General features: G+C 60.9%; 21 protein-coding genes. 5 read left to right on the top strand and 16 right to left on the bottom strand.

Annotated elements, in window-relative coordinates; all coding sequences use genetic code 11:
- Positions 1-161: 161 nt before the first annotated feature.
- Positions 162-506, top strand: coding sequence for a RidA family protein (locus BRD58_RS07645; protein WP_012848308.1), 345 nt, complete (start codon positions 162-164; stop codon positions 504-506).
- Positions 507-540: 34 nt separating this feature from the next.
- On the opposite strand, the gene mdtI is transcribed toward BRD58_RS07645, so the two are convergent.
- The 6 genes from mdtI to zwf form a co-directional block, all read right to left on the bottom strand.
- Positions 541-870, bottom strand: coding sequence for a multidrug/spermidine efflux SMR transporter subunit MdtI (gene mdtI / locus BRD58_RS07640; protein WP_012848307.1), 330 nt, complete (start codon positions 868-870; stop codon positions 541-543).
- Positions 857-1240 carry a multidrug/spermidine efflux SMR transporter subunit MdtJ gene (gene mdtJ, locus BRD58_RS07635; protein ID WP_012848306.1) on the bottom strand — a complete coding sequence of 128 codons (384 nt, stop codon included), beginning with the start codon at positions 1238-1240 and terminating at the stop codon, positions 857-859. The genes mdtI and mdtJ overlap by 14 nt, the downstream gene beginning before the upstream one ends.
- 610 nt (positions 1241-1850) lie before the next feature.
- A complete protein-coding gene (locus BRD58_RS07630; protein WP_012848305.1) occupies positions 1851-2492 on the bottom strand; it encodes a bifunctional 4-hydroxy-2-oxoglutarate aldolase/2-dehydro-3-deoxy-phosphogluconate aldolase in 642 nt (213 codons plus the stop codon).
- Positions 2493-2626: 134 nt separating this feature from the next.
- Entirely contained in the window at positions 2627-4447 is a 1821-nt protein-coding gene (gene edd, locus BRD58_RS07625) for a phosphogluconate dehydratase (protein WP_012848304.1), read from the bottom strand.
- Between the two features lie 7 nt (positions 4448-4454).
- A complete protein-coding gene (pgl, locus tag BRD58_RS07620) occupies positions 4455-5150 on the bottom strand; it encodes a 6-phosphogluconolactonase (RefSeq protein WP_034168357.1) in 696 nt (231 codons plus the stop codon).
- A gap of 54 nt (positions 5151-5204) precedes the next feature.
- Positions 5205-6677 carry a glucose-6-phosphate dehydrogenase gene (gene zwf, locus BRD58_RS07615; protein ID WP_012848302.1) on the bottom strand — a complete coding sequence of 491 codons (1473 nt, stop codon included), beginning with the start codon at positions 6675-6677 and terminating at the stop codon, positions 5205-5207.
- A gap of 352 nt (positions 6678-7029) precedes the next feature.
- Here zwf and BRD58_RS07610 point away from each other — a divergent pair, with 352 nt between their 5' ends.
- The gene (locus BRD58_RS07610; protein WP_012848301.1) at positions 7030-7899 is read left to right on the top strand and encodes a MurR/RpiR family transcriptional regulator; all 870 of its coding nucleotides are present in this window, start codon (positions 7030-7032) and stop codon (positions 7897-7899) included.
- A gap of 189 nt (positions 7900-8088) precedes the next feature.
- Positions 8089-9531 carry a pyruvate kinase gene (gene pyk / locus BRD58_RS07605; RefSeq protein ID WP_012848300.1) on the top strand — a complete coding sequence of 481 codons (1443 nt, stop codon included), beginning with the start codon at positions 8089-8091 and terminating at the stop codon, positions 9529-9531.
- A gap of 69 nt (positions 9532-9600) precedes the next feature.
- Here the strand turns inward: pyk and BRD58_RS07600 are convergent, their stop codons facing one another.
- The 4 genes from BRD58_RS07600 to znuA form a co-directional block, all read right to left on the bottom strand.
- A complete protein-coding gene (locus tag BRD58_RS07600) occupies positions 9601-10401 on the bottom strand; it encodes a sulfite exporter TauE/SafE family protein (protein WP_012848299.1) in 801 nt (266 codons plus the stop codon).
- Between the two features lie 52 nt (positions 10402-10453).
- A complete protein-coding gene (gene lpxM, locus BRD58_RS07595) occupies positions 10454-11416 on the bottom strand; it encodes a lauroyl-Kdo(2)-lipid IV(A) myristoyltransferase (RefSeq protein ID WP_073382133.1) in 963 nt (320 codons plus the stop codon).
- Between the two features lie 190 nt (positions 11417-11606).
- Complete coding sequence (gene mepM / locus BRD58_RS07590) at positions 11607-12926, bottom strand: murein DD-endopeptidase MepM (RefSeq protein WP_012848297.1); 1320 nt, start codon at positions 12924-12926, stop codon at positions 11607-11609.
- 13 nt (positions 12927-12939) lie between these two features.
- Complete coding sequence (gene znuA / locus BRD58_RS07585; RefSeq protein ID WP_012848296.1) at positions 12940-13950, bottom strand: zinc ABC transporter substrate-binding protein ZnuA; 1011 nt, start codon at positions 13948-13950, stop codon at positions 12940-12942.
- 75 nt (positions 13951-14025) lie between these two features.
- Here znuA and znuC point away from each other — a divergent pair, with 75 nt between their 5' ends.
- Positions 14026-14802 (top strand): zinc ABC transporter ATP-binding protein ZnuC, encoded by a 777-nt coding sequence (gene znuC / locus BRD58_RS07580; RefSeq protein WP_041692740.1) that lies wholly within the window; start codon positions 14026-14028, stop codon positions 14800-14802.
- Complete coding sequence (gene znuB, locus BRD58_RS07575; RefSeq protein ID WP_012848294.1) at positions 14795-15580, top strand: zinc ABC transporter permease subunit ZnuB; 786 nt, start codon at positions 14795-14797, stop codon at positions 15578-15580. The genes znuC and znuB overlap by 8 nt, the downstream gene beginning before the upstream one ends.
- 66 nt (positions 15581-15646) lie before the next feature.
- Here znuB and ruvB read toward each other — a convergent pair whose 3' ends face one another.
- From ruvB to aspS, 6 genes are all read right to left on the bottom strand, one after another.
- Positions 15647-16651, bottom strand: coding sequence for a Holliday junction branch migration DNA helicase RuvB (gene ruvB, locus BRD58_RS07570; protein ID WP_069578479.1), 1005 nt, complete (start codon positions 16649-16651; stop codon positions 15647-15649).
- Positions 16652-16670: 19 nt separating this feature from the next.
- The gene (ruvA, locus tag BRD58_RS07565; RefSeq protein WP_034168285.1) at positions 16671-17279 is read right to left on the bottom strand and encodes a Holliday junction branch migration protein RuvA; all 609 of its coding nucleotides are present in this window, start codon (positions 17277-17279) and stop codon (positions 16671-16673) included.
- Positions 17280-17415: 136 nt separating this feature from the next.
- Positions 17416-17937 (bottom strand): crossover junction endodeoxyribonuclease RuvC, encoded by a 522-nt coding sequence (gene ruvC, locus BRD58_RS07560; RefSeq protein ID WP_012848291.1) that lies wholly within the window; start codon positions 17935-17937, stop codon positions 17416-17418.
- Positions 17934-18680 (bottom strand): YebC/PmpR family DNA-binding transcriptional regulator, encoded by a 747-nt coding sequence (locus BRD58_RS07555; RefSeq protein WP_015461351.1) that lies wholly within the window; start codon positions 18678-18680, stop codon positions 17934-17936. The genes ruvC and BRD58_RS07555 overlap by 4 nt, the downstream gene beginning before the upstream one ends.
- 98 nt (positions 18681-18778) lie before the next feature.
- The gene (gene nudB / locus BRD58_RS07550; RefSeq protein ID WP_069578478.1) at positions 18779-19213 is read right to left on the bottom strand and encodes a dihydroneopterin triphosphate diphosphatase; all 435 of its coding nucleotides are present in this window, start codon (positions 19211-19213) and stop codon (positions 18779-18781) included.
- Complete coding sequence (gene aspS, locus BRD58_RS07545; protein ID WP_012848288.1) at positions 19213-20988, bottom strand: aspartate--tRNA ligase; 1776 nt, start codon at positions 20986-20988, stop codon at positions 19213-19215. Before aspS ends, nudB begins: the two co-directional genes overlap by 1 nt.
- Positions 20989-20995: the final 7 nt, after the last annotated feature.

The following is a 20995-nucleotide window of genomic DNA, read 5'->3' as shown; positions in this document are numbered from 1 at the left end:
TCTCATCTGGAGGAGTAAAGGGGGGATTATGCCAACTCCGCGGCGCAAGCTCCATCCTCCTGCGCATATCACACACGGCGCGGGGAGCGCGGGGGATACAGCCCCGACGCTTTTGAGTATACTGACGCCGCAGACACCACCACTTATTAAGGGCGAGATTTATGTCTATCGAACGTATCAATCCGGAGCAGCGCTGGTCTGATGCCACCGTCTTCAACGACACCATCTACTTTACCAGCGTACCGGAAAACCTGGACGCCGACGCGACGGCGCAGACCGCCAACGCGCTGGCCGCCATCGACATGCTGCTCAGCCAGCTGGGCAGCGATAAGACCCGAATTCTTGATGCCACCATTTTCCTGGCAGACGGCGCGGACTTTGCGGCCATGAACGCCGCTTGGGATGCCTGGGTCGTTCCCGGTAAAGCACCGGTGCGCTGTACCGTGCAGGCCAAGCTGATGCACCCGCAGTATCGGGTAGAGATCAAGATCGTCGCCGCCCGCTAAGCAAACGGCCCGCACGCGGGCCGTTCTCCGCCACTCAGGCCAGCTTAATCACCGCCATACCGACCAACAGCAGTAGCAGCCCACACCACCCCTTGCGGTTTAACCGCTGACCAAACAGTACCCAGCCCGCCGCGATCGTCGCCATAATGCCAAAGCCGCCCCACAGGGCGTAGGCGACGGACAGCTCAATCCCCTTTACCGCCTGACTCAGCGCGCCAAAGGCGGCCAGCACGGCCAGCAGCGACAGCACTCCCGGCAGCGGGCGGCGAAAACCGTCAGACCATTTGAGCAGAATATTGGCCGCGATCTCCAGTGCCACGGCCAGCGCCAGCCAGGCGCCGTATACCCATTCAAGCGACGACATGTTTCCTCCCCGTCGGTCCCGTCACCGGGCTGGAGGGCGTGCGTCCCTTTTTCACCGTACCGGACTTCAGCAGGATGATCCCCCCCACCAGCAGCCCCAGGCCACTCAGCTTGAGCGCGGATATCGGCTCGTCAAACCACAGCACGCTGAACAGCGTAATAAACAGGATGCCAATCCCCTCCCACAGGGCATAGGCCACCCCCAGCGCGACCCGCTTAACCGCAAAGGCTAATAGGATATAAGAGAGGGTCACCATCAGCAGCATGACGACATTACCGCTCATCGTCCCGCTAACGCTGGCCCATTTCATCGAAAGGGTGCCAATAATTTCGGCCACGATGGCACATGCCAGAAAAATCCAGTAAATCATATTATTTCTCCACTTATTTAATTTTATTTATTGGCGTTTTGCTTTATTCCACCGCGCTGACAACCGGCTTAACAACGCGTTAGATATAGGAGTCCATCGCAAACACGCGACGCGGTTTACGTAGAGTGGAAAGCGTGCGATGACACCGCCAGCGCGGGCGTACTGAGCGCATCCCGCGGGATATCTCTGGAGAAAAAGACGCTATAGCTCACTGCACCAGTGATACTCACTGGCAATCGTGGAGGAAATGAATAACAGATAGGCAGAGGTTTTAATCATTAAACGATTATGCGTTTTCATAGTGGTTTACCCTCTTCCCCCGTACCTGAATCTGGGTGTACGGTTTGCGCAGTGTCCTCCGGTTATTAATTGTTATATTAGTTGTAGCACAGGCTATTTTTTATAGCAAACCGCCTTTTACTACTTTCTTTAAATAAAATTACTAAAAATAAATAAGTTATCATCCATAAAAAAACAAGGCCGCCTTAAAAGGACGGCCTTGTTCCCCTGCCGGCTCAACGCATTAGGCGTGCGCCCCGAACACGGACGCCGCGCCAACGGCTGAATAGCCCCGCTCGCGCGATGACTAACCATGCAGCGCGCAAAAAAGTTACGCCTGAGCGCCGGCAACCGCCTCTTTCGCCAACGCGGTGATCCGCGCATAGTCCCCGTTTTCCAGGGCGTCCGCCGGGATAAGCCAAGAGCCGCCGATGCACAGCACGCTCTTCAGCGCCAGGTAGCTGCGGTAGTTGCTCGGTGAAATACCGCCGGTCGGGCAGAAGCGGATATGGGAGAACGGCCCGGCGATAGCCTGCAGCGCTTTCACGCCGCCGTTGGCCTCCGCGGGGAAGAATTTAAACTCTTTCAGACCGTAGTCCATCCCCTGCATCAGCTCAGAAACGGTGCTGATACCCGGGATCAGCGGGATGCTGCCGGCCACCGCGGCCTGCAGCAGACCCTCGGTCAACCCCGGGCTGATGGCGAACTGGGCGCCGGCCTCGGTCACCTGGCGCAGCTGCTCCGCATTGGTCACGGTACCGGCGCCGACGATAGCCTCTGGCACCTCCTGGGCAATCAGGCGGATAGCCTCCAGCGCACAGTCGGTACGCAGGGTCACTTCCAGTACCCGAACCCCACCGGCAACCAGCGCCTTGGCCAAAGGCACGGCCTGCTCCAGCGTATTGATAACGATAACCGGTACGACCGGGCCAGTTGTCAGAATGGATTCCGCACTCACTTTCCAGTTGTTCATTGTCGCTTCTCTCCAGATGCCTTACGGCGGATTAATAAGTGACCCCGAGCACCGGCATTCCCTGCCGGTCTGACGCCTGGGCCTGCGCCCGGGATCGATCACAGCTATTGAGGCGGCCTACGCCGCCTCGCGTATTAGGAACGGTAAAACGGGATGCAGCTGGCGCCCTCTTCGGCGCCGGACAGCTGTTCACGCAGCGCGTTGAACAGCTCGCGGCCACAGCCGTCGTGCAGCGCGGAGAGATCCGGCTGGAATGCATCGCGCGTCGCCAGCTCCGCCTCATCCACCAGCAGGGTCAGCTCACCGCTGCGTCCATCGACCCGGATCATGTCGCCGTTGCGCACCTTGGCCAACAGACCACCGGCGCAGGCCTCCGGCGTCACGTGAATCGCCGACGGCACTTTACCCGAGGCGCCGGACAGACGGCCATCCGTCACCAGCGCCACCTTCAGCCCGCGATCCATCAGCACCCCCAGCGGCGGCATCAGCTTGTGCAGCTCCGGCATCCCGATGGCCCGCGGCCCCTGATAGCGCACGACCACCACGCAGTCGCGATCCAGCGCACCCGCTTCAAAGGCCGGCAGCACGTCATGCTGACTGTTAAACACCACCGCCGGCGCCTCAATAATCTGGTTCTCTTCCGGTACCGCCGAGGTCTTCATCACCGCGCGCCCCAGGTTACCGGACAGCACTTTAGTCCCCCCGTGGTGGGCGAACGGCGCCTCAACGCTGGCGATCACCGCCGTATCGTAGGAGCGCTCGGCGCCTTCGCGGTAAACCAGCTGCCCGTTCTCCAGGAACGGCTCCTGGGTGTAACGGCGCAGGCCGTGACCCGCCACGGTGTCAACGTCGTCATGCAGCAGCCCGCCCTTCAGCAGTTCGCGCACCAGCAGCGCCACGCCGCCGGCCGCCTGGAAGTGGTTGATATCCGCCGGACCGTTGGGGTAAATACGGCACAGCAGCGGCACCGCCTCTGACAGCTCAGAGAAGTCATCCCAGTTGATCAGGATGCCCGCGGCGCGCGCCATCGCCACCAGGTGCATGGTGAGGTTGGTCGAGCCGCCGGTCGCCAGCAGGGCGACAATGCCGTTTACCACGACCTTTTCATCCACCATCCGCCCGACCGGCAGATAGCTGCCGCTGCTCTCCGTCATTCGCGTCACCTGACGCGCCGCCGCGTCGGTCAGCGCATGGCGCAGCGCACAGTCCGGCTGAACGAAGGAGGCTCCCGGCAGGTGCATCCCCATCACCTCCATCACCATCTGGTTGGAGTTGGCCGTGCCATAGAATGTACAGGTGCCCGGCGCATGGTAGGAGGCAGCCTCTGACTCCAGCAGGGCATCGCGCCCGACCTTACCCTCAGCAAACAGCTGACGGATGCGCACCTTCTCCTTGTTCGGCAGACCGCTGGCCATCGGCCCGGCCGGTACGAACAGGGTCGGCAGATGGCCAAAGGACATCGCCGCCATGAACAACCCCGGCACGATCTTGTCACAGACGCCCAGGTACAGCGCGCCGTCGAACATGTTATGCGACAGCCCGACCGCGGCGGACATGGCTATCACTTCGCGACTCATCAGTGACAGCTCCATGCCGTCCTGACCCTGAGTCACCCCGTCACACATCGCCGGCACGCCGCCGGCTACCTGACCGACAGCCCCCACCTGATGCAGCGCCTGCTTAATCTGCTCCGGATAGCTCTCATAGGGCTGGTGGGCGGACAGCATATCGTTATACGAGGTGATAATCGCGATATCACTTTTGGTCATGCTCTTCAGCGATGCCTTATCCTGCTGAGTACAGGCGGCAAAGCCGTGCGCCAGGTTGCCACACGCCAGCTGGGCGCGCTGCACGCGTGTGCTGCGCGCTCGCTCAATCTTGGCCAGATACGCCGCGCGGGTAGCGCGAGAGCGTTCAATAATGCGTTGGGTAACACGTTCTACGATTGGATTCATTACAGCCTCATGCCGTCCAGTAGACGTCGACCGGCGTCATGCTCTGCTGGAGCACGGCGCGGATCGGCATCTCATTCACCTCCGCTCCGCCGGCGGCCTGCTCATACACCCTGCGTTTGGCGTTGCCCACCAGATGCAGGTAAATATGACGGCTGTCCAGCAGGGCCGGGAGTGTGAGGGTGATGCGATCGAGCGGCGCCGTGAGCGGGGTCATCCCCATACACACGCGTCCGGAGTCCATCGCGAGAGCCGGGAACAGATTCTCTGCCCCGGGGAAAAGTGATGCGGTATGGCCGTCGTCCCCCATACCCAGGATCAGCGCGTCAAAGGGACGCGCTATTGCCGCCAGCGCCGCCTCTGCGGCTTTTGCGCCGTCAAAAGGGGTCGCAGCGTCATTCTTCAGGCCAATAAAGTGCGCCGCCGCCGCCGGCCCCTGTAACAGGTTCGCCCGTACCAGCGTCTCGTTGCTGGCCTCATCGTCGGCCCCGACCCAACGTTCGTCCGCCAGGGTCACCCAGACCCGTGACCAATCGAGCGTCTGCTCACGCAGCACCGCAAACAGGCCCAGCGGAGTGCGTCCACCGGATACCACCAGGCTAGCCTGCCCGCGGGCGGCGATCCCCTGGCGCAAACGCTCGGCGATAGCCTGTGCCAGCTGCGTGTTCAGCGCGTCCGCGCTGCCAAATTCGATAAAGTGTACCATTTATCTCTGCTCCTCTCGCGCTACGCGGGGCGACCTACGCCCCGCGCAGTCCGCTCAGAATTCGTTCCAGCAACGACCGTCACGGGTGATCAGCGCCACCGATGACACCGGCCCCCAGGTGCCCGCCTGATAAGGCTTCGGCGCGTCGTTGTCGTCGGCCCAGGCCATCATGATGGAGTCGACCCACTTCCAGGCCTCTTCCACCTCATCGCGGCGGACAAACAGCGCCTGAATACCGCGCATCGCCTCCAGCAGCAGGCGTTCATAGGCATCCGCCAGATGCTCCTGGTGGAAGGTATCGGAGAAGCTCAGATCCAGCTTGGTGGTCTGCAGTCGGTGTTTATGCTCCAGCCCCGGCACCTTATTCAGGATATCGATCTGCACCCCTTCGTCCGGCTGCAGGCGAATGGTCAGCTTATTCTGCGGCAGCGCCTGATAGGAGTCGCTGAACAGGTTCAGCGGCGGATTTTTGAAATAGATAACCACCTCAGAGCACTTGCTCGGCAGGCGCTTACCGGTGCGCAGATAAAACGGCACCCCTGCCCAGCGCCAGTTGTCGATATCGACGCGAATGGCGATAAAGGTTTCCGTATTGCTGCACTTGTTCGCGCCCTCTTCTTCCAGGTATCCCGGTACCTTTTTCCCCTGCACGAAGCCGGCGGTGTACTGACCGCGCACCGTCGTCTCACGCACGTTGCTATGGTTGATACGACGCAGGGAGCGCAGCACCTTGACCTTTTCATCACGAATACGGTCGGTGGAGAGATCCGCCGGCGGATCCATGGCGATCATGGTCAGGATCTGCAGCAGATGGTTCTGCACCATGTCGCGCATCTGCCCGGCCTGATCAAAGTATCCCCAGCGCCCTTCAATGCCGACCTCTTCCGCCACGGTGATCTGCACGTGGTCGATCATGCTGTTGTCCCAGTTGTTGGCAAACAGCGCGTTGGCAAAGCGCAGCGCCAGCAGGTTCAGCACCGTCTCCTTCCCCAGGTAGTGGTCGATGCGGTACACCTGGTCCTCATCAAAATAGCGCGCCACCTGATCGTTGATCGCCCGCGATGAGGCCAGATCGGTTCCCAGCGGCTTCTCCATGACGATACGGCTGGGCTGAAGGTTCATCCCCGCATGCCCCAGCCCCTGGCAAATCGCGCCAAAGGTGCTCGGCGGCATGGCAAAATAGTTAATGGTCACCCGCTGCTGCGGTGTCACCCTCTCCGCCAGACGCTGAAATTGCTCGGTATCGTTGACGTCCAAGTTACAAAAGTCGAGGCGGTCGCTCAGACGCTGCCACAGCGCATCGTCCAGCGGCTCTTTCAAAAAGGTATCCAGCGCCTCATGAACCACCTTACGGTAGGCCGCGGCATCCCACTCGGCGCGGCCGACGCCGATAATGCGCGTCTCGGGGTGAATGTGGCCGGCCTTTTCCAACTGATACAGGGAAGGCAGCAGTTTGCGCCGAGCCAAATCGCCCTTGGCGCCAAAAATAATCAGGTCGCAAGCCTGTGCCGTTGACGTTACCGCCATATCTCTCTCCTCGTGCAGGTTACTTGTAATTTTTTTACAGAATCGTTCTGATGATCCTGATTGTAGCGAGAAAAACGACTTTTTCGTTGCGCTTTCATACACAGTTAGTGCGTAAAGGCGTAGCGCTAGCGTGCCATCGCACCGTGCGACCGTCTCTTCGTGTAATTTTCTACCAAATTTGTAGAAAAATTACCATGCCGAAAGTTAGACACAGCTCATACATTACAAAAAAAGCCGACAATACGCCTCTGATGGGCTGCCAAGCCGTTATCTGTCGTTGTATATTTTCAACAAACGTTCATAGATTTCTCCTCTATATGAAATCGCCCAACCCCATGAGTGGCCCTCTCCTATGAATACGCTGGAAAAAATCCAGGCGAATCTGGATCAGCTGAGTAAATCCGAACGCAAAGTCGCCGAGGTGATCCTCGCGGCACCGCAGACCGCCATCCACTCCAGTATCGCCACCCTGGCCAAGATGGCCGACGTCAGTGAACCTACGGTAAACCGTTTCTGCCGTCGGCTGGAAACTAAAGGGTTTCCAGATTTTAAACTGCATCTGGCACAGAGCCTTGCCAACGGCACCCCCTACGTTAACCGCAACGTTGAAGAGAGCGACAGCGTCGACGCCTATACCAGCAAGATCTTCGAATCGGCGATGGCGGGTCTGGAGATGGCCAAAAACCATCTGGACATGGCCACCATCAACCGCGCGGTCGATCTGCTGACCCAGGCGAAGAAAATTTCTTTCTTCGGCCTGGGCGCCTCCGCCGCCGTGGCTCATGACGCCATGAACAAATTTTTCCGTTTCAACATTCCGGTGGTCTACTTTGACGACATCGTCATGCAGCGCATGAGCTGCATGAACTCCAATGAGGGCGACGTGGTGGTGCTGATCTCCCACACCGGGCGCACCAAAAGCCTGGTGGAAATGGCGCACCTGGCGCGGGAGAACGATGCGACGGTAATCGCCATCACCTCGCGCGACACGCCGCTGGCTCTGGAGGCCTCTCTGGCCCTGCTGCTGGATGTGCCGGAGGATACCGATGTTTATATGCCCATGGTCTCACGCCTGGCGCAGCTGACCCTGGTGGATGCGCTGGCAACCGGCTTTACCCTGCGCCGCGGAGCGAAATTCCGAGATAACTTGAAGCGGGTCAAGGAAGCCTTGAAGGAATCGCGCTTTGATAAAGGTCTCGCCCTGCCCGCACATTTTGAGTGACGGGGGCGGCTTCCTCGCCAACAGACTGAATAATACACGCCGGTCGCCTGCAGTTTAGCCAACCGGCGTCCCTCCCACCGGCGCCGCTGCCAGTGGGGCTATCCGGGTAACCGCGGCGGCCTTGGGCCGGTGCATTTACCCACCGTTGTATTGGCAATACCAATGCTTCACATGTCAATGGAGTTATGCATGTCCAGACGGCTCAGAAGAACCAAAATCGTTACCACGCTTGGCCCGGCTACCGATCGCGACAATAATCTGGAAAAGATTATCTCCGCCGGCGCCAACGTGATGCGTCTTAACTTTTCACACGGCACGCCGGAAGATCACCAGCTGCGCGCCAACAAAGTCCGTGAAATCGCCGCCAAACTCGGTCGTCATGTCGCCATTCTCGGGGACCTGCAGGGTCCTAAAATCCGAGTATCCACCTTTAAGGAAGGTAAAGTTTTCCTCAACGTTGGGGATAAATTCCTGCTGGATGCCACGCTGGACAAGGGCGAAGGCGATAAAGAGAAGGTGGGCATCGACTATAAGCGGCTGCCGGAAGATGTGGTGCCGGGCGATATTCTGCTGCTCGACGATGGCCGTGTTCAGCTGAAGGTGCTCTCCGTACAGGAAGATAAGGTGTTCACCGAGGTCACCGTCGGCGGCCCGCTGTCCAACAATAAAGGGATCAACAAGCTGGGCGGCGGGCTCTCTGCCGATGCCCTGACGGAAAAGGACAAGGCCGATATCCTGACCGCCGCCAAGATCGGCGTCGACTATCTGGCCGTCTCCTTCCCGCGCTGCGGGGAAGATCTCAACTATGCCCGTCGTCTGGCGCGCGATGCCGGCTGCGAAGCCAAGATCGTCGCCAAGGTCGAGCGTGCCGAGGCCGTTGCCAGCGACGAAGCGATGGATGATGTGATCCTGGCCGCCGACGTCGTGATGGTCGCCCGCGGCGATCTGGGGGTTGAAATCGGCGATCCGGAGCTGGTCGGGATCCAGAAAAAGCTGATCCGCCGCGCCCGCAAGCTGAACCGCGTCGTGATCACCGCGACCCAGATGATGGAGTCCATGATCACCAACCCGATGCCGACCCGTGCGGAGGTCATGGACGTGGCCAACGCCGTACTGGACGGTACCGATGCCGTGATGCTGTCTGCCGAGACCGCCGCGGGCCAGTACCCGGCCGAAACCGTGGCCGCCATGGCGCGCGTCTGCCTGGGCGCCGAGAAGATCCCCAGCATCAATATCTCCAAGCACCGCCTTGATGCCCAGTTCGACAATACGGAAGAGGCGGTCGCCATGTCCGCCATGTACGCCGCCAACCACCTCAAGGGGGTAACGGCCATCATTGCGATGACGGAGTCCGGACGCACCGCGCTGATGATGTCCCGGATCAGCTCTGGCCTGCCGATCTTCGCCATGTCCCGCCATGAGCGTACCCTGAACCTGACGGCCCTGTACCGCGGCGTCACGCCGGTGCACTTTGACAGCCACACCGACGGCGTGGCCGCGGCCCAGGCGGCGGCGAATCTGCTGCGGGATAAAGGCTTCCTGGTCTCCGGCGATCTGGTGATCGTCACACAGGGCGATCAGATGGACACCATCGGCAGCACCAACACCTGCCGTACCCTGCGCGTAGAGTAATCGGCTACGTCGTACGCAGCGGGGGCGCCTAGCGCCCCCGTTTTTCATCCTGCCTTCGCCGGCGGCGCCCTACAGCGTCAGCACAATAAACAGCGCCATACCCGATAGCACCGCCGAAAACGCCTGACGCTGCCGCGCCTCGCTCATCTGACGGCGCAGGCGCATCGCCAACGGCTGCGTCAGCAGCGCACAGCTAAACACCGGCAGCACCACGCTCAGATTGACATAGCCAAACTGCCAGTCGCCGGGCAAGACGGCCCCCGTCGGCGGGGTGCGCAGCAGGTAGGTCGTCACCGTCACCGCGCTGCCCAACAGCAGCAGCCAGTTACAGTAGACCGCCACCTGCCGCCGCGGTATGGCGGGTAGCAGGGAGAGGAGCGGCGCCAGCACCGAGCCGCCGCCCAGCCCGGTGATACCGGCCACGGTTCCCCCCGCGAAGCAGAGCCCCAGTCCGCGGTTGCGCGTACAGCGGGGCGACATCGCCGTCGCGGCGACCTGGCGCGGGCGGCGCAGGTTACGCAGCGCCATCAGCAGCAGAATGGCGGCAAAGATCAGCAGAATCGCTTTCCCCGGCAGCAGGAAACTGATGTGTACCCCCAGCTGCATACCGGCGCTGACGCCCAGTGCCCACCAGATCAGCAGGCGGGTATCGGGGCGGGCCTGCTGACGCCAAAACGCCAGCACGTTGATAAACGCCGTCAGCATTACCACGCTGAGGGACGTGGCCGCCAGCAGCTGCACCTCACAGTGGGGAAACAAGACGTGCAGCACCGGCACCAGGACGATACCGCCCCCCAGTCCAAACAGCGCGGAAAGCAAACTGGTCGCCGCCCCGCACACGCAGAGCAGCGCAAGAACGCCAAGACTCATGTTATTCCCTTCAATTCCGCGGCCTGTGCTCAGCGGAGCAGGCCGCACCGCATCATAAATCCTGGCGGCAATAGGGCTCTATCTCCCCCGGCCTGCGCGTCTTCAATAGCTTCAGGATCCAGGTGTACTGCTCCGGATGTTCCCCCATCAGCAGCTCCACCTCCTGATTCATCCGCCGGGCAATATAGGCGTCATCCTGTCCTGCGATGTCGTCCATCGGCGGGCGAAGATAGATGTCCAGCCGCCCCTGAACGCCATCATACACCGGAAACAGCGGAATGATGCGCGCCCGGCACAGCTTCATCAGCCGCCCGATGGCAGGTAATGTGGCCTTATAGGTGGCGAAAAAGTCCACAAACTCGCTGTGCTCTGCGCCGTGATCCTGATCGGGTAGATAATATCCCCAGTAGCCTTTACGCACCGAGCTGATAAACGGTTTGATGCCATCGTTACGCGCGTGCAGGCGCCCGCCAAAACGGCGGCGCGCACGGTTCCACAGATAGTCAACCAGCGGGTTCTTCTGATTATGGAACATAGCGGCCATCGGCTGCCCACCGGCGGCCAACAGCATGGCGGGAATATCGACGGCCCAGCCATGGGGCACCAAGAAAATCACGTTCTCCCCCTGCTGGCGCGCCTGCTCAATGATCTCGCCGCCGTGCCAGTGGGTATGACGCAGCAGACGCCGCGGACCGCGCAGGGTCAGCTCAGCCATCAGGAACATGGACTGCCCCGCGCGGGCGAACATCGTATCGATAATCTCCTCACGCCGATGCGCATCCATCTGCGGAAAGCAGAGCATCAGATTGATGCGCGCGCGGCGGCGCGCGCCGCTGGCCAGGCGGCCGGCCAGGCGGCCTACGGCGCCGATCATTCGATCGCGCAGGCGCAGCGGCAGGAAGGCCATCGCCGCCATCAGCGCGATCCCCAGCCAGACGCCCCAATAACGGGGCGAGAGGAAAGCGGCGCGAAAGCGCGGAATAAACTCAGCGTTTGATTTGGTCTCTTGTTGCATCAGTGGACTCTTTTATGATCCCCATGCGAATGACGCGTGGGATGGCTGGAAATTGTAGCCATTTGGCAGACAAAAAAAACTGCCCCCGCCCCGAACGGGACGACCGGTGAAACCCTGGGCAACGACGAGCGGCACATATAAAAAGCCCGCCGAGGCGGGCTTACGGTGACGCGCTATCCTGCGTCGAGGCTCAGTCCAGCTGCAGCTGAGGCACGACATCACGCATCTGGGCGAGGAACCCGCTGCGTTCTTTGCCGGTCAGGGCGTCGGAGCGCGGCAGCTTCACCGTCAGCGGGTTGACCGCCTGGTTATTCACCCAAAACTCATAGTGCAGATGCGGCCCGGTCGAACGACCGGTGTTACCGGAGAGCGCAACGCGATCGCCGCGCTTCACTTTCTGACCCGGCTTCACCAGGATCGTCTTCAGGTGCATAAAGCGGGTCGTGTACTGACGACCGTGGCGGATCACCACGTAGTTCCCCGCGGCGCCGCTGCGCTTGGCGATCACCACCTCGCCGTCTCCGACCGCCAGCACCGGCGTGCCGACCGGCATGGCGAAGTCGACCCCTTTATGGGGCGCAACGCGACCCGTCACCGGGTTCAGGCGATGTGGATTAAAGTTGGAGCTGACGCGGAAATGTTTGCTGGTCGGGTAGCGCATGAAGCCTTTGGCCAGCCCAGCGCCCTGACGGTCATAATACTTACCGTCTTCGGCGCGAATAGCATAATAGTCTTTATCGCCGCTGCGCAGGCGCACCCCTAAGATCTGGCTCTGCGCGCTCTTGCCGTCCAGCATCTCACGCGACAGCAGCACCGAGAAACGATCGCCCTTCTGCAGCTTGCGGAAATCCATCTGCCACTGCAGCGCCTTGATAACCGTATTAATCTCACTACGGTTCAGCCCCGCTGCCTGAGCACTGGCCACAAAGCTGCCGTTGAGCGTACCGGTGATCACCCGGTTTTTCCACTCGCCCTGCTGGTTTTCTACCGTCTCTTTATACCCGTTGCTGCCCAGCTCATATACCCGGCTCTCGCGACGAGAGACCTCCCAGGTCAGCTTCTGCAGCGTACCGGCATCGTTAACCTGCCAGGTCAGGGTCTGCCCGACGTTCAGGTTCCGCAGCGCGGGGTACTGCTTGGCCAGCGCCGAGACATTGGACATATCGACGCCATACTGGGTCAGGATGCTGCCCAGGGTATCGCCGCTGGAGACCACGTAGTCGTGGCTGCTGGCATCATCGCTGCCGTCGTCGATCTCATCCTTGGGCACCTCGTCTTCCGGCGCAGGCTGATCGAGGGGCTCGCTGGCCTCAGGCGCCAGCGCGCTGAGCGGCGGCGTCTCCAGCAAAACGCTTTTCGAGGTGTCGACCTCCACCGCACGAGGGTGGTAGACAAAAGGCTGCCAGATGGCGACAGCCAGGGTGACAACGCTCAGGGATCCCAGCATCACCCGGTGGGGGCGGGGCAAGTTACTGTATGCCTGAGCGATAGAACGCGCTATCTGCTGCACTCGGATTTTCCTCTTAATCTCCCTTCAGGCAGCTTGAATACTGGTGCGCCAGCGTGGTCAAAAAGACCATATAGCTGTCCGCACTCAGTGGGATCGCGCTTCCCAGGGGATCTAGCGTACCCTGCCGAACAGGGGTCCCCTGCGCAATCGCCGAGATAACGGCTGGCCTGAACTGTGGCTCAGCAAAAACGCAAACCGCTTTTTGCTCAACCAGCTGTGTTCGAATTTGGTGTAAGCGCCGTGCGCCAGGCTGTATCTCGGGATTGACCGTGAAATGCCCCAACGGAGTCAGGCCAAAGGTTTTCTCGAAGTAACCATAGGCATCGTGAAAGACAAAATACCCTTTATCCTGCACAGGCCGCAGCATGATACCAACTTTCTTTTCTGTCTGCTCAAGTTGTTGCTCGAATTTACGTAGGTTGACATCCAGTTTGTCTTTATTTTGTGGGCTTCGTTGCACTAATCGGTCATGAATCGCAATCGCCACCTGTTTCGCTATCGCCGGAGAGAGCCAAATATGCATATTATATTGACCGTGATCGTGATCGTGATCGCTCTCCAAGCCAGCGCCGGCGCCATTTGTAACAATATGTGACCCGGAAGAATCGGAATTTTCCGCATGATTTTCGCGCTGCGAAGTATGATGATCGTGATCATCATCATCATCCCCCGCAATGAGTTGACTACGCACGCCCGGCAGGGTGCTGAGAATAAGATTTTTGTTATTTTCTAGCTGTTGAGTCGGTTTTTCAAGAAAACTCTCCATTTCCGGACCTATCCATACCACCAGGTCAGCGTCACGCAATCGTTTGATATCCGAGGGACGCAGCGCATAATCGTGGGGCGAAGCGCCGTCAGGCAGCAGAACCTGCGTCGGCATCACGCCGTCGGCAATCGCCGCCGCGATGAAACCCAGCGGTCGAACCGAAGTCACCACGTCAGCCTGCGCGCTGCCCGCCAGCGCACACAGCGACAGCGCGGAAGCAATAAGCGTGCGTTTAATTATATTTTTTTGCGGTATCATGACAAAATTCCCTGCGTAACGTTTGATGAAACGTTATATTATAACATTCCACTCATAGTGCAATATGCCGTAACCATGTCACAGCAAGATAATCTACCGTTGATCACCCTGCAGCACGTCGCCGTGCGCTTCGGGAGCCGCGATGTACTGGACAACGTCTCCCTCACGCTGCGGCGCGGGCGAATCCTGACCCTACTGGGCCCCAACGGCGCCGGTAAATCCACCCTGGTGCGCGTCGTTCTGGGGCTGGTCACGCCCACGCGTGGCGAACGCACCACCCGCTCGGGGCTGACGATTGGCTATGTTCCCCAGAAGCTGTATCTGGACGCCACCCTGCCGCTGACGGTCGAGCGTTTCATGCGTCTGCGCCCCGGCGTAAAGCGCCAGGACGTGCTGCCGGCGCTGCAGCGAGTGCAGGCCGGGCACCTGCTCAAGCAGCCGATGCAGAAGCTCTCCGGCGGCGAAAATCAGCGTGTACTGCTGGCGCGGGCCCTGCTCAACACCCCGGATCTGCTGGTGCTGGATGAGCCGACCGCCGGGGTAGACGTCAACGGTCAGCTGGCGCTGTATGATCTGATCGACCGCCTACGCCATGAGCTTAACTGCGCGGTGCTGATGGTGTCGCACGATCTGCATCTGGTGATGGCGAAAACCGATGACGTCCTGTGCCTGAACCAGCATATCTGCTGCTCCGGCACCCCTGAGACAGTCGCCAGCCACCCGCAGTTTATCGCCATGTTCGGCGCTCACGGCGCCCAGCAGCTGGCGGTCTATCGCCACCACCACAACCACCGCCACGATCTGTGCGGTAAAATTATTCTCAAGACACGCAGCGGAGAGGCCGATGATTGAACTGTTGCTGCCCGGCTGGCTGGCCGGCGCGCTGCTGGCGCTGGCGGCGGGCCCCTTGGGATCGTTCGTGGTATGGCGACGCATGTCCTACTTTGGCGATACCCTCGCCCACGCCTCGCTGCTCGGCGTTGCCTTCGGCCTATTACTGGATGTAAACCCGTTCTATGCGGTGATCGCCGTCACGCTGCTGCTGGCCTGTATGCTGGTCTGGCTGGAGCGCCGCCCCCAGCTGGGCATTGACACCCTGCTGGGCATCATGGCGCACAGCGCGCTTTCGCTGGGGCTGGTCGTGGTGGCGCTGATGTCCAACGTCCGCGTCGATCTGATGGCCTACCTGTTCGGCGATCTGCTGGCGGTAACCTACCAGGATGTCGTGATGATAGCGCTTGGCGTCGCGCTGGTGCTGGCGCTGCTGCTGTGGCAATGGCGCGCCCTGCTGTCGATGACCATCAGCCCGGAGCTTGCCCACGTTGACGGTGTCGCCCTGGGGCGAGTGAAGCTGCTGCTGATGCTGACCACCGCCCTGACCATCGGCCTGGCGATGAAGTTTGTCGGCGCGCTAATCATCACCTCGCTGCTGATCATTCCGGCGGCGACCGCCCGTCGCTTTGCCCGCACCCCGGAGCAAATGGCGGCCGGCGCCGTGCTGGCCGGCCTGTTGGCCATCAGCGGCGGTCTGGCGTTCTCCGCCTGGTATGATACCCCGGCGGGACCGTCGGTGGTGCTGTGCGCCGCCCTGCTGTTTATCCTCAGCCTCGGGCGTCGCCAGAGCGCCTGAACCTGGCATCGGCACAAAAAAATCCCGTTCCCGCGTCGCGGGTAACGGGATTTTTTATAACCGCGCTTATTCTGCGCGATCGATACCGAAGTGCTGGTAGGCATGGGCGGTCGCGATGCGCCCGCGCGGGGTACGCTGTATGAACCCCTGCTGGATCAGATACGGCTCCAGCACGTCCTCAATAGTCTCGCGCTCCTCGCCGATCGCCGCCGCCAGGTTATCCAGCCCGACCGGCCCGCCCATAAACTTATCGATCACCGCCAACAGCAGCTTGCGATCCATATAGTCAAAGCCCGCCGCATCCACATCCAGCATATTCAGCGCCTGCGCCGCGACCTTACCGTCAATATGTCCATCGGCGCACACCTCGGCAAAGTCGCGCACCCGACGCAGTAGACGGTTGGCGATACGCGGCGTACCGCGCGAGCGGCGCGCCACCTCCAGCGCCCCCTCCTCCGTCAGCGTCAGCCCCAGACACTGCGCGCTACGCCCGACGATATGCTGCAGATCGGCCACCTGATAAAACTCCAGGCGCTGCACGATGCCAAAGCGGTCGCGCAGCGGCGAGGTGAGCGATCCGGCGCGCGTGGTCGCGCCGACCAGCGTAAAGGGCGGCAGATCGATCTTGATCGAGCGCGCCGCCGGCCCCTCGCCGATCATAATATCCAGCTGGTAGTCTTCCATTGCCGGATAGAGCACCTCTTCCACCACCGGCGACAGGCGATGGATCTCATCAATGAACAGGACATCGTGCGGCTCCAGATTGGTCAGCATGGCCGCCAGATCGCCCGCTTTCTCCAGCACGGGCCCCGAGGTGGTGCGCAGATTAACGCCCATCTCATTGGCGACGATGTTAGCCAGCGTGGTTTTTCCCAGCCCCGGCGGCCCGAAAATCAACAGGTGATCCAGCGCATCGCCGCGCAGCTTGGCCGCCTTGATGAAAATCTCCATCTGCCCGCGCACCTGCGGCTGACCAACGTAGTCGGCCAGGGTCTTCGGCCGAATGGCGCGATCGAGGGACTCCTCTTCGCTCTGGGCACCAGCGGCAATCAGACGATCGGCTTCTATCATCCCGTGCTCTCCAGGGTTATTACAGCGCCGCGCGCAGCGCGTCGCGGATCAGGGTTTCACTGTCAGCGCCGGCCACCGCCACCCGGTTCACCAGGCGGCTGGCCTCCTGTGGCTTGTAGCCCAGCGCGATCAGCGCGGCAACCGCCTCGCCCTCGGCATCCGCCTGGGCCTGCGGTTGGGCGCTCGGCGGCAGGTCATCCGTCGGGGTAAACAGATCGCCGCTCAGCCCCTTGAAGCGGTCCTTCATCTCGACCACCAGCCGCTCGGCGGTTTTCTTGCCCACGCCCGGCAGCTTGACCAGCGCCGCGACCTCTTCACGCTCAACCGCCGCGACAAACTGCTGCGCCGACATCCCGGACAGGATCGCCAGCGCCAGCTTGGGCCCGACGCCGTTGACCTTGATCAGTTCGCGGAACAGCGCGCGCTCCTGCTTATTGTTGAACCCGTACAGCAGCTGGGCGTCTTCGCGCACCACGAAGTGGGTAAAGATCACCGCTTCACTGCCAACCTGCGGCAGTTCATAAAAGCAGGTCATCGGCATCTGCACCTCATAGCCGACGCCGTGGGTTTCCAGCACCACCTGCGGCGGCTGCTTTTCCAGAATAGTTCCTCTGAGGCGACCAATCACGCGCACACCCTCTCTGTCTCAGTCAAATAATCCCTCCGCTTATACCATAAAAAAGGCTGGATGAATATCCAGCCTGTAATAAAGCGTCGGGTATCTCCCGCCCTCTCCACACGGCGCACATTGCCGCGCGGTGCGCTCAGCGCAAACGTCCCCGCGCCAGATTCAGCCGGCCGCTGCTGATGCGCAGCGCGTTCTGGCTGACGTGGCAGTGGGTGATCGCCACGGCCAGCGCATCGGCGGCATCCGCCTGTGGGTTCGCCGGCAGCTTCAGCAGCGAGCGCACCATATGCTGCACCTGAGCCTTTTCCGCCCCGCCGTTGCCCACCACCGTCTGCTTGATCTGCCGCGCCGCGTATTCAAATACCGGCAGGTCACGGTTCACCGCCGCCACGATGGCGGCGCCGCGCGCCTGCCCCAGCTTCAGCGCCGAATCGGCGTTCTTCGCCATAAAAACCTGCTCAATGGCGAAGCAGTCGGGATTGAACTGCGTGATGATTTCACTGACGCCGGCGTACACCAGCTTAAGACGGGTAGGCAGATCGTCGACGCCGGTGCGAATGCAGCCGCTGCCGATATACTCGAGCTGCCGTCCCTGCTGGCGGATCACGCCGTAGCCGGTGATCCGCGAGCCGGGGTCAATCCCGAGGATGATACTCATTCCAGAGTAGCCGCAACCTCATCGGAGATTTCACCGTTGTGATACACTTCCTGCACGTCATCGCAGTCTTCCAGCATATCGATCAGGCGCAGCAGCTTCGGCGCGGTATCCGCATCCATGTCGGCCTGGGTCGACGGGATCATGGAGACCTCTGCCGACTCGGCGACCAGACCGGCGGCATCCAGCGCATCCTTCACCTGGCCGAAGGTTTCCCACGGGGTGTATACATCGATGGCGCCGTCGTCATAGGTCACCACGTCATCGGCACCGGCTTCCAGCGCTGCATCCATCACCGCATCTTCATCCAGACCCGGCGCATAGGAGATCACCCCTTTCTTGGTGAACAGATAGGCCACGGAGCCATCGGTACCCAGGTTGCCGCCGCACTTGGTAAAGGCGTGACGCACTTCAGATACCGTACGGTTACGGTTGTCGCTCAGGCACTCCACCATCACCGCGGTACCGCCCGGGCCGTAGCCTTCATAGATGATGGTTTCCATGTTGCCGTCGTCATCGCCACCCACGCCGCGCGCAATGGCGCGGTTCAGGGTGTCGCGGGTCATGTTGTTGGACAGCGCCTTATCAACGGCCGCGCGCAGACGCGGGTTTGCGTCCGGATCGCCGCCGCCCAGCTTGGCGGCGGTCACCAGCTCGCGAATGATCTTGGTAAAGATTTTACCGCGCTTGGCATCCTGCGCAGCCTTACGATGTTTGGTGTTGGCCCACTTACTATGACCTGCCATATAAATCTCCGCTAAAGGCGCAAAGGCCCTAAAATAGTCAATATGCACGCCTGTAATCAATGCGAGCGGCCAGCATGGCCGCCCGTACAGGCACGTAATCAAGGTACGAACTGTTCGATCGCCTGCCGATTACTCCAGGACTTGGTCAGTCCGGCCGCGCCTGCGGCATCCAGCCAACGGTAGGCCAGATGTTCGCTGAGCGGGATCGCCCGCTCCGCGGGGATGACCAGACAGAACCAATGCTCTAGGTTACGCGTTACGCCGGGCGCATAGCGATGGCGCAGGTGCGCAAACAGTTCAAACTCCACGCAGCGCTGGCAGTCCGTCAGCGTCAAATGCTCCTTGACGATGTCGATACCCACTTCTTCCTTTACTTCACGCTGCGCGGCCTGCGACGGCGACTCTCCCGTTTCCAGGCTGCCGGTTACCGACTGCCAGAAATCGGGATCGTCGCGCCGCTGCAACATCAGCACCCGTCCCCCCTGGCGGGCATAGATCACCACCAGGATGGATTCCGGACGCTTATAGGCCATTACTCGTCGCTGCCCTGTTTGGCGCAGACGGCGATGGACAACTCCTGCAGCGACGCTGGGTTGGCGCGGCTCGGGGCGTCGGTCAGCGGACAGGCCGCCGCCGTGGTTTTCGGGAATGCGATCACGTCGCGGATATTCTCCGTACCGGTCAGCAGCATCACCAGACGATCCAGGCCAAACGCCAGGCCGGCGTGCGGCGGGGTGCCGAACTTCAGCGCATCCAGCAGGAAGCCGAACTTCTCGCGCTGCTCCTGCTCGTTGATCCCCAGAATATCGAAGACCGCAGACTGCATGGCGCCGCTGTGAATACGCACGGAGCCGCCGCCCACCTCATAGCCATTCATCACCATATCGTAGGCGTTGGCGATGGCGCCGACCGGATTGGCCTTCAGCGCCTCCGGGCTGATATCGCGCGGCGAGGTGAACGGGTGGTGCATCGCGGCCAGACCGCCTTCGCCGTCCTCTTCGAACATCGGGAAATCGACCACCCACAGCGGGGCCCAGCGTGACTCGTCGGTCAGCTGCAGATCGCGCCCCACCTTCAGACGCAGCGCGCCCATGGCATCGGTCGCTACCTTGGCGCTGTCGGCGCCGAAGAAGATGATATCGCCGCTCTGCGCGCCGCTGCGCGCCAGAATGGCCTCCAGCACCTCATCATTAAGGAACTTGGCGATAGGGCTTTGCACGCCCTCCATACCGGCGGCGCGATCGTTGACCTTCATCCAGGCGAGCCCTTTGGCGCCATAGATGCCGACAAACTGACCGTACTCATCGATATTCTTACGGGTCAGGGTCGCCCCGCCCGGTACGCGCAGCGCGATCACCCGCCCTTTGGCATCGTTAGCCGGGCCGGAGAAGACCTTAAAGTCTACGTTTTTAACCAGATCGGCCACGTCGACCAGCTCCAGCGGGTTACGCAGGTCCGGTTTATCTGAGCCGAAGCGGCGCATCGCCTCCGCAAAGGTCATCACCGGGAAGTCGCCCAGATCAACCCCTTTGATCTCCATCCACAGCGCGCGGGCCAGCGCTTCCATGATCTCACGCACCTGCTCGGCGCTCATGAAAGAGGTCTCCACATCGATCTGGGTGAACTCTGGCTGACGGTCTGCGCGCAGATCTTCGTCGCGGAAGCACTTCACTATCTGATAGTAGCGGTCAAAGCCGGACATCATCAGCAGCTGTTTAAACAGCTGAGGCGACTGCGGCAGCGCATAAAATTTGCCTTTATGCACTCGGCTCGGCACCAGGTAATCGCGGGCGCCCTCCGGCGTCGCCTTGGTCAGCATCGGCGTTTCGATATCCAGAAAGCCGTGTCCGTCCATAAAGCGGCGCACGAAGGCGGTAATTTTGGCGCGGGTCTTCAGACGCTCGGCCATCTCCGGGCGACGCAGATCCAGATAGCGATACTTGAGACGGTTCTCTTCGCTGTTGGTCTGGTTAAAGTCCAGCGGCAGCGGCTCAGCACGGTTGATGATGTTCAGACCGTTGCCGAAGACCTCGATATCCCCGGTGGACATATCCCGGTTACGCTGACTCTCCGGGCGCGCACGCACGGTGCCGGTGATCTGCACGCAAAACTCGTTACGCAGCTCAGAGGCCTGGCGGAAAGCATCCTGATGATCCGGATCGAAGAACACCTGAACCACCCCTTCGCGGTCGCGCAGATCGATAAAGATCAGACCGCCCAAATCACGGCGGCGGTGTACCCAACCGCACAGGGTCACTTCCTGGCCCACATGGGACAGATTCAACTGCCCGCAATAATTAGTACGCATAACGATA

This window comes from Edwardsiella piscicida (assembly GCF_001896205.1).
GTDB classification, from domain to species: Bacteria; Pseudomonadota; Gammaproteobacteria; order Enterobacterales; family Enterobacteriaceae; genus Edwardsiella; species Edwardsiella piscicida.
The sequence above is the reverse complement of the archived record's forward strand: the minus strand, read 5'-3'. Positions and strand labels throughout refer to the sequence as shown.